Source organism: Bacillus sp. S4 (assembly GCF_040838205.1).
GTDB classification, from domain to species: Bacteria; Bacillota; Bacilli; order Bacillales; family Bacillaceae_G; genus Bacillus_A; species Bacillus_A cereus_U.
On the sequence record NZ_JBFPJI010000138.1, the window covers coordinates 1 to 8,694 of the forward strand.

Below are 8,694 nucleotides of genomic sequence, written 5' to 3' on the forward strand. Positions count from 1 at the left end.
CATCTCATATTTTGTTTATAATTGTAAATAGTTATTGAAATCTATAAATGTTATTTCTTTTTTAATAAATAAAAAATATAAAAAGGAAAAATAATGCAACTTTTTAACGCGCTTATTCGTGTTATATATGAAAGGAGGAGGGGGATGGAAATTGAAGAAATATATAAAGTTTATATAAACGATGTGTACCGGTATTTATTTTCCCTTTCTCGTAGCCATCACGTAGCGGAGGACTTGATGCAGGAGACTTTTTATCGGGCGTATCTTTATCTAGAAGACTATGAAAACCAAAAGGTAAAATCATGGCTATTTAAAGTGGCATATCATACGTTTATTGATTTTGTTAGGAAAGAGAAAAAAGTAACTTTTGTAGGAACGGAAGAATTAGAGACAATACAAGCAGGGGAATCTACAGAAGAGTATGTAGTCGCAAAAAATAGTTATGAAAAATTAATTCAGATTATTCATACTTTACCAGTGGTAGAGGCACAATCTATTTTATTATGTGACGTACATCAATTAACGTACGAAGAGGGTGCTACTGTATTAGATTTAAAGGTAAACACGTATAAAAGTCACATATTTCGCGGGAGAAAGAGATTAAAAGAATTGTTAAAGGAGGAAAAGAGTCAAAATGACAAATGATAAACCTCATTCTGAACAAGATGATTATAAAGAATTGTTACAAGAAGCTCTTGATCAAAGACCGGCTTCACTTCCTGATGGAAAACAGGAGCAAGTGTTGAAAATAGGTAAAAAAAGAGCGCGTATTACGAATGTTTTGATTGTATTTACTTTTTTACTACTTATTCAACCTATTTTATATATATCTACACTCTTATATTATACAGTGGCACCTACAAACGCAATGGAGATACGGAATGTAGTAAATCAAACGTTAAGTGTAACAGAACCAAATGTATTTTTGAAAGATAGGGACATGGAGCAAACATTGCTACCGCTTAGTTTGCAATTGCATTTTGATTTGTATAAAAGGGTAGGAAAGAAAGATATTCGAATAGGAGAAGAGAAAACAGATTATGTATTAAGTAGAGCAACGAAAGTAAGCCGTGAATATACAACAGATGAAAAAATTCCAGAAGTCCCATATATAGATAACGAGGTGTTGTCTCATCCTAATAATTATAATGCGTCCTATAATAGTAGCGAAGAAGCGCAGGTATTAAAGGGTCTTCCGCAAGAATCTGTTGTAGAAGCATTTGTATCTTTTAGAGAATTATTAAGTGTACAAGAGGTAACGAATATGTTTCCTACTATTGATATTGTGTGGTATGCCGTTAATACAGGATTAGAGGAGAAGCAAACGAATGAAGAGGGTATGTATGTAGCCCCGATTGGCTTTCCAGCAGAAATGATTTCAAGTCCAAGTGGTGCTTTTGTAAGTGATTTACCTCATGAGGAACAATTTATTGATGTGTTAAAGTCATTACAGAAGCATGAAAATTTAGCAGTGAAGCTATCTAGAGCGAAAGTATTAGAGTTGTCAAAGCGTATTTCTTTCCTTGAAAAAAATGGGATAAAAACATACGGGGCAGTTGTAACTGGGCCTAAAGTAGAAGTTGAAAAATTGATGAGCCACGAAAAAGTTAGAAAATTGAAAGTAGGTGAAGCGAGGTTATGGAATTGGCATTCTTAAAAAAAGGAAAGAATCATATGTATAAACAGGAAACGTGGATGGGGACTATTTCATTAATTATTGCCTTTCTAGCGTTATTGTATTTGAACATTATATTGCTTATTCAAGAAACATTTATAGGTAAAAGTTTTCTGCAAATAGTTGGTATTGGAGTGGTGTGCTCAGTCATAGGTATGATCACAAAAAGCAAAAGTCGAAAATATGCATTGTGGGCATGTAGTTTATTTATTTTTATGCTGCTGTTTTCTATATTTGGATTTATGTTAGGTTGGATGATAAGCTTTGGGCCATAAATATGTGGAAAAGAGCGAATGTAGATTCGCTCTTTTTCTAATGTATAAAAAGTAAAATAGATAAGAGAAGAACCTATCAAATTTGAAAGGAGAGCACTATGCATCTAGGCTGTTGTTTTGTTGATATGTTTTCTGCTCACTTTATATAAAAAAATATTTGCACATGCAAGCGATTCCATTGCGTCTTACGCCGTAATAACGGAAAACAAATTGACCGTGTATTGTATATAGGTTATAATTCAGAAAGTTTAAAAAATAATAAAAATGAGAAATAGGGAGGTTATCTGGGTGATGGAGAGAGTGTATAATTTTTCAGCAGGACCATCTATACTCCCTTTGCCGGTTTTAGAGAAAGTGCAAAAGGAGCTTGTAAATTATAACGGGACAGGCATGTCTGTTATGGAAATGAGCCATAGATCTTCTTATTTCCAAAGTATTATTGATGAAGCCAGCAGCTTACTTCGTGAATTAATGAACATTCCTGATGATTATGAAGTTTTATTTTTACAAGGCGGTGCGTCATTACAATTTTCTATGATACCGTTAAATTTAATGAGTACATATAAAAAAGCTGGGTACATACTGACAGGTTCATGGTCTAAAAAGGCGCAGCAAGAAGCCGGAAAAGTAGGGGAAGTGCAAGTGATTGCTTCTTCTGAAAAAGAGAAATTTACTACGATTCCTAAAATGGATGATTTACCAAATGATGAAGAACTAGATTATATACATATTACAACAAATAATACAATTGAGGGGACAAAATATGTGGATATTCCACATGTAGAAAGAGTGCCGCTTGTTGCGGATATGTCCTCAAATATTTTATCAGAACAATATGATGTTACGAAGTTTGGTCTCATATATGCGGGTGCGCAAAAGAATTTAGGGCCAGCGGGTTTAACGATTGTAATTATAAAAAGAGATTTAATTGGCAGTGCAAATAGTGCTTGTCCTACGATGCTAAACTATGAAACTTACAGTAAAAATAACTCCCTATATAATACACCGCCATCCTTTAGTATTTATGTGACGAAACTTGTACTAGAGTGGTTGAAAGAACAAGGCGGGGTATCTGCGATTGAAGAACAAAATAGAATGAAATCTTCACTTCTTTACAGTTTTTTAGATGAATCTAAATTGTTTACTTCACCAGTTGACCCTACGTATCGATCACTTATGAATATTCCGTTTACAACACCGTCAGAAGAGCTTAACAATCAGTTTTTACAAAAAGCGAAAGAACGCGGTTTCGTTACGCTAAAGGGACATCGCTCAGTAGGTGGTATGCGTGCAAGTATTTACAATGCGATGCCAGTGGAAGGTGTTGGGCAATTAGTAGCTTATATGAAGGAATTTGAGCTTGAAAATAGATAGGGAGATGGGGATATGTTTCGTGTTCAGACGTTAAATCAAATTGCGGAAAAGGGTTTGCAAATTTTTGATGGGAATCGCTATGAAATTGGAGACAAAGTAGGTCATCCAGATGGTATTTTACTTCGCAGCTATTCTTTACATCAAGAAGAATTTTCAGAAGATTTAAAGGCGATTGCAAGAGCTGGTGCCGGTGTAAATAATATTCCTGTTGAGCGTTGTACGGAAAAAGGGATTGTAGTATTTAATACGCCAGGGGCTAATGCGAATGCAGTGAAGGAACTTATTATCGCAAGTCTTATTATGTCTTCCCGTAATATTATAAATGGAGTGAGCTGGACGAAAGAGTTGGATGGAGAAGAAGTACCACAGCTTGTTGAAGCTGGGAAGAAGCAATTTGTTGGATCAGAGATAGCAGGGAAACGTCTAGGTGTTATCGGTCTTGGTGCAATCGGTGCTTTAGTTGCGAACGATGCGTTAGCTTTAGGAATGGACGTTGTCGGATACGACCCATATATATCTGTTGAAACAGCATGGCGTCTTTCTACGCAAGTGCAAAGAGCATTTAGTTTAGATGAAATTTTTGCAACTTGTGATTATATTACATTACACATTCCTCTTACGAACCAAACGAAGGGGATTGTTGGTGAACACGCTATAGAGACGATGAAAAAAGGAATGCGTCTATTCAATTTCTCAAGAGGAGAACTTGTAGATGAAACAGCTCTTCAAAAAGCGTTAGAAGAAGATATTATTACACATTACGTAACAGATTTCCCGAATGAAAATGTTATAAAGATGAAAAATGTAACAGCGACGCCTCACCTTGGTGCATCTACGTCTGAGTCTGAAGAAAATTGTGCGGTAATGGCAGCTCGACAATTACGTGAATATTTAGAGACAGGAAATATTCGTAATTCAGTAAACTATCCAAACGTAGAACTTCCGTACATTGGAAAAAAACGAATTACGATTATGCATCAAAACGTTCCGAACATGGTAGGGCAAATTACAGGATGTTTAGCAGAACATCATATTAATATTGCGGATATGATTAATCGTAGTAAACATTCTTGGGCGTACACAATGATTGATATTGATAATGGTATTGATGATATAATTAAAGAGAATATTGTGGAAAATATAAGCAAAATTACAGGTGTTGTAGCCGTTCGAATGATTGTGTAAAGGAGAGAGGAACTTGGCAAATATCCGACCGTTTCGGGCCATCCGTCCAGTAGAAGAAAAAGCTGTGCAAGTGGCAGCTTTACCTTACGATGTATTAAATAGTGAAGAGGCAAGAGAAGTTGTAAAAGGGAATCCATATTCTTTCTTACATGTTGATAAAGCAGAAATTGATTTAGATCCAGCACTTTCACCGTATGATGATCGCGTATATGAAAAAGCGGGTGAAAATTTAAAGCAATTTATACAAGAAGAAGTGTTCGTTCAAGATGAAGAGCCAGCGCTTTATATTTATGAACTGACGATGCAAGGAAGAACGCAGTCAGGCCTTGTCGTTTGTACATCGATTGACGAGTATGAAGATGATACAATTAAAAAACATGAAAGAACGCGTCATGAAAAAGAACTAGATCGCATTCGTCACGTAGATGTGTGCGATGCAAATACGGGTCCTATCTTTTTAACTTATCGTACAAAAGAAGAAGTGAAACGTTTAATTGCAAGCTGGAAAGAAGAACATGCGCCAATTTATAAATTTACGGCAGAAGACGGAGTCGAGCATGTTGCGTGGAAGATTGCAGATGAAGAAGTAATTACGACTTTAGTAAATGCATTTGAAGATATCCCTAACTTGTACATTGCAGATGGACATCACCGCTCTGCATCAGCTGCAAAAGTAGGAGTTATGCGAAGAGAGCAATATCCGAATTACACAGGAGAAGAGGAATTCAATTTCTTCCTATCTGTTTTATTCCCTCATGATGAATTATCAATTTGGGATTATAACCGGGTTGTGAAAGATTTAAATGGCTTATCAGTAGAGCAATTTTTAAAGCAAGTGGCGCAATATTTTTATGTGGAAGAAGCAGGTGTTTCACCGTATAAACCAAATGAGCCAAAATCATTTGGAATGTATGTAAACGAAAAGTGGTATAAGCTCACAGTGAAAGAGGAAACATTTGATGCGAATGATCTTGTTAGACGTTTAGATGTATCTATTTTACAAGATCATTTAGTAAGTCAGGTGCTTGAAATACATGATCCGCGCTCTGATTCACGCATTGATTTCGTCGGCGGAATCCGCGGATTAGAAGAACTAGAACGTCTTGTGAATAGCGGTGAATACAAAGCAGCGTTCGCGTTATATCCGACATCAATGGAAGATTTATTAACAATCGCAGACGCTGGAGAAGTAATGCCGCCGAAATCAACATGGTTTGAACCGAAACTTCGCAGTGGGTTGTTTGTACATTCGTTAAAATAAACTTCTTTAGTTTGAAAAACCGAAATGATTTTTAGTTTCGGTTTTTCTTATTTTAAAAGTGTTTTTGAGGAGGGGTATCAATGAAATTGCAAGTAGGAGAAAAAATCACCTTTGAGCGAACTTTTACAAAAGAGGATGTTGTTTTATTTACAGAAGTATCTAAGGATGAGGGAATTCATCATATTACACCAGATGAACAAGGACGATTTGTTGTACAAGGTCTTTTAACATCAACGCTTCCTACGAAAGTTGGCGGTGATCATAATGTATTAGCTCGCAAGATGGATTTTGAATTTTTACGTCCCGTTTTTAGCGGTGATACGATTCGTTGTGACGTAACCATTGAACAATTTGAGCCTGATGAAAAAAATCGGACAAAGATTATTGCGATGTTTACATGTATGAATCAACTTGAAAAGGAAGTAATGAAGGGGAGTTTTTCGGGGATTATTCTTTAATCAGTAGGCAAAGGAAATGAAATAAGTGTGGGGGGAAACCCCACACTTATTTTATTCCACGCCACTTTCTAAAATAGAGAAAGATCTATTTTCACAATCAATTTCTGCCATCGCACCGTAAGGTAAAATAAACTTCGGTTCAGTATGCCCGAAATTTAAATTATAAAGAACTGGCAAATCTTCTAAGTTATATTCCCCCATAACTTTCAGTATTTCATGTTTATATTCTTCATAATACATTTCGTCTTTCGGTTTACCAAAAATGATTCCTTTTGCTTTTTGCAGAATGCCTTGTGCTGCATAATTTCGCAACCAATACTTTATATAACTTGGTTCTGGATGATCTTCAGAGGTTTCAAAGAAAAGGATGCTATTCTCCCAATGTTCTTTCTCGGGCCAAAGTTCCGTTCCTTTTGCAAATTCCAGTACTTCTATACAACCACCAATCAAACGCCCTTGTACAGTGGTAGAGCCTTGAAGTAGCTCATATCCATTGTTTTGTTGCATCGTACGCCTTTTATCCTTATTTATCTCTATCCATTCTAAACGCTCACTCGTCCATTCATTAGCTGGTTGAATTTCGCCAATCATCTCATTTGAAAAGAGAGTACGATTTACCGTCGCAATCGTATATGAATCCATCTCTACATTTTCGGCAAAATCGGTTAAAATTGCTGGACCGTAAAAAGAAGAAATACCTGCTTTATGACAAAATAAATGTGAAACGGTATCGTCAGAGTACCCCATAAAAATTTTTGGGTTTTCACGTATCATATTAAAATCAATATAAGGAAGTAAACGGATGCTATCTTCTCCACCTATATTCGTAATAATTCCTTTAATACGTGTATCTTTAAATGCTGTCATTAAGTCTTCCGCGCGAGCTTGTGGATTTTTATAAAGGTATTCGCTACCTTTTAAACTATTTGGCATTGGGATAACTTTAAGGCCGAAAACTTCTTCTAATCTCTTTACTCCTTGCTCATAACGCCATTGTAGCTTAGCATCACCTGCGCCTCCCCACGAAGCACTTACTGTCGCCACAATATCTCCTGGCTGTAATCTTTTGGGTTTCATTAACATTTTAATTCCGCTCCTACATAATTTAATGGACTACGATTATACAAAATGTAGCATTGAAAAAATATGATGCATGACATTAGTTTCTTCATCATCAATCAGTTTACCTGCTGGTATTCAAGGATTTGGCATTCGTGTTGAATATAGGAATAATCGATTTAAATTTAAAAATTACAGTATGCAACATTGCATGAGAAAGATGGTTGCTATTCCTTATTGTCTGTAACTATAATAGTTACAGGTTGGTCGTATCCAATCGAAAAAATAAAATCATCATGAATGGAGATGTTTCATAATGGGTATGAAAAAATTAATTTTAGCAGGTGCTTTAGGGATCGCAGCATTATCAGGAACGAATTTACCAGGATTAGAACTGTCAAAAGCGAGTGCGGCTTCTATTGAGTCGAATTTCTCGACGTTAGAAGGGCGAGTAGTAGAAGTGGATAATGGTGTGATTATCGTTAAATCTAAGCAATACGAAGAACCTGTTAGTGTTTATATTGATTCACTTTCAAATGTGAAAGTAGGGGATGAAGTAAAAGCTACTGGATCTATGATGCGTAATTTTACAGAATATATGGTTGCAACTGCAGTTGAAAATACAACAAACAAGTTAGGCATGCACATGAAAGAAGATGGCTCACCTGATTATGTAATTGGAGAAGTATCAAAAGTAGGAACGATGGAAGATGAGGGAGACGGTGCTACTAAATATGTCGTAGTTGAGTATCCATCGCTAAATGGGAAGAAAGTTATTATTGATGTTTTCTTAACAAAGGGACAAGTATTTAATACGGGTGAGAAAGTGAAAATTGATATGAAGTATGTGGGCTGGGGTGGAAGTTCTATTAACTGGAACACAACGGATCATATCGAAAAGGTTTATGAGGTAAAGGGCAACGTTGAAAATAATGATGATGTTTGGATTTGGTCTTAATTAGACGCCTGTAAATAACAAATGTATCATGCAGTACCCAGCAAATGATCATGTGTATGACAATTTGCTGGGTACTTTTTTGTTTGATGTTTTTTTGAGAATAACGGATTTCCGATTAGAATATGATGTTAACACTGGAGCGAAGGTGAAAAAATACAATATTGAAAGAGGTGTTTAAGGGTGGAGCGAGATGAGAATTATTTACGAGCTAAAAAAAGGGTGGAGAATTTAAAAGCGTTTTACATTCATTTAACGGTCTATATACTAGTTAACTTAATGCTTTTTTTTATAAATATAAGCTCTGATTCAAGTAAATTATGGTTTTTATATCCACTGGGAGGTTGGGGAATCGGTATCGTTATACACGGTTTGACAACTTTTCCATTTGGGATATTCGGAAAAGAGTGGGAAGAACGAAAGATTAAAAAATATATGGAGAAAGATAAGTA

The 8,694-nt window shown here is 35.8% G+C and carries 10 protein-coding genes; 9 read left to right on the forward strand and 1 reads right to left on the reverse strand.

The features are described from left to right. Positions 1–144: 144 nt before the first annotated feature. The 7 genes from AB3X48_RS13890 to AB3X48_RS13920 all read left to right on the forward strand — a co-directional run bounded on the left by AB3X48_RS13890 (position 145) and on the right by AB3X48_RS13920 (position 6,228). Positions 145–645: a sigma-70 family RNA polymerase sigma factor gene (locus tag AB3X48_RS13890; RefSeq protein WP_033714735.1), complete on the forward strand. Its 501-nt coding sequence runs from the start codon at positions 145–147 to the stop codon at positions 643–645. Then, positions 635–1,657: an anti-sigma factor gene (locus AB3X48_RS13895; RefSeq protein WP_002110720.1), complete on the forward strand. Its 1,023-nt coding sequence runs from the start codon at positions 635–637 to the stop codon at positions 1,655–1,657. The genes AB3X48_RS13890 and AB3X48_RS13895 overlap by 11 nt, the downstream gene beginning before the upstream one ends. After that, entirely contained in the window at positions 1,639–1,950 is a 312-nt protein-coding gene (locus AB3X48_RS13900; RefSeq protein ID WP_002110719.1) for a hypothetical protein, read from the forward strand. The genes AB3X48_RS13895 and AB3X48_RS13900 overlap by 19 nt, the downstream gene beginning before the upstream one ends. Positions 1,951–2,241: 291 nt before the next feature. Then, positions 2,242–3,324: a 3-phosphoserine/phosphohydroxythreonine transaminase gene (serC, locus tag AB3X48_RS13905; RefSeq protein ID WP_016105382.1), complete on the forward strand. Its 1,083-nt coding sequence runs from the start codon at positions 2,242–2,244 to the stop codon at positions 3,322–3,324. A gap of 12 nt (positions 3,325–3,336) precedes the next feature. Next, positions 3,337–4,509, forward strand: coding sequence for a 3-phosphoglycerate dehydrogenase family protein (locus tag AB3X48_RS13910; protein ID WP_016105381.1), 1,173 nt, complete (start codon positions 3,337–3,339; stop codon positions 4,507–4,509). A gap of 13 nt (positions 4,510–4,522) precedes the next feature. Next, positions 4,523–5,770, forward strand: a complete 1,248-nt coding sequence (locus AB3X48_RS13915) for a DUF1015 domain-containing protein (protein WP_016105380.1) — start codon at positions 4,523–4,525, stop codon at positions 5,768–5,770. Positions 5,771–5,850: 80 nt separating this feature from the next. Next, the gene (locus AB3X48_RS13920; protein ID WP_016105379.1) at positions 5,851–6,228 is read left to right on the forward strand and encodes a hotdog family protein; all 378 of its coding nucleotides are present in this window, start codon (positions 5,851–5,853) and stop codon (positions 6,226–6,228) included. Between the two features lie 51 nt (positions 6,229–6,279). Here the strand turns inward: AB3X48_RS13920 and AB3X48_RS13925 are convergent, their stop codons facing one another. Continuing rightward, the gene (locus AB3X48_RS13925; RefSeq protein ID WP_016105378.1) at positions 6,280–7,311 is read right to left on the reverse strand and encodes a S66 family peptidase; all 1,032 of its coding nucleotides are present in this window, start codon (positions 7,309–7,311) and stop codon (positions 6,280–6,282) included. A 292-nt stretch (positions 7,312–7,603) separates the two neighbouring features. On the opposite strand from AB3X48_RS13925, the gene AB3X48_RS13930 reads away from it, so the two are divergent. Both AB3X48_RS13930 and AB3X48_RS13935 read left to right on the forward strand, forming a co-directional pair. Then, on the forward strand, positions 7,604–8,245 hold the full coding sequence (locus AB3X48_RS13930) for a F0F1 ATP synthase subunit alpha (protein ID WP_016105377.1): 642 nt from the start codon (positions 7,604–7,606) through the stop codon (positions 8,243–8,245). Positions 8,246–8,425: 180 nt separating this feature from the next. Next, positions 8,426–8,694, forward strand: a 269-nt coding sequence (locus AB3X48_RS13935) for a 2TM domain-containing protein (protein WP_016105376.1), incomplete at its 3' end; no start/stop codon positions are given.